This window comes from Vibrio sp. Isolate23, assembly GCF_022398095.1.
In the GTDB taxonomy this organism is placed as follows: Bacteria; Pseudomonadota; Gammaproteobacteria; order Enterobacterales; family Vibrionaceae; genus Vibrio; species Vibrio coralliilyticus_A.
Window position 1 is genome coordinate 1 of sequence record NZ_JAKEUV010000038.1, and the last position, 376, is coordinate 376.

The window sequence follows — 376 nt, forward strand, 5'->3', positions numbered from 1 at the left end:
CAATTATTTAAACATGATGCAGACTCGATTTTGCCGGACTCAAATATTAAACATCACAAGGATGTTTCCAAGAACACTTGAATGTGTGTTGGTACCTAATGAACAAATCATTAGGATTTGAGAACTTTTAAATGAATAACAACGCATCTYATAGAGATGGKGATTGTTGTTATTCGTCAGCTTTCCAAATTGTTAAAGAGCAATCATAGCTCGAAGCTTRCGCTTCAAAACCATCAATCTGTGTGGACACTCATCGTGAGTAATCATCGTATAAGGAGGTGATCCAGCGCCAGGTTCCCCTAGCGCTACCTTGTTACGACTTCACCCCAGTCATGAACCACAAAGTGGTGAGCGTCCCCCCGAAGGTTAAACTACC

At 41.3% G+C, this 376-nt stretch carries 1 rRNA gene; it reads right to left on the minus strand.

Annotated elements, in window-relative coordinates:
• Positions 1-271: 271 nt before the first annotated feature.
• A 16S ribosomal RNA gene (locus L1D31_RS22525) occupies positions 272-376 on the minus strand; the annotation flags it as partial.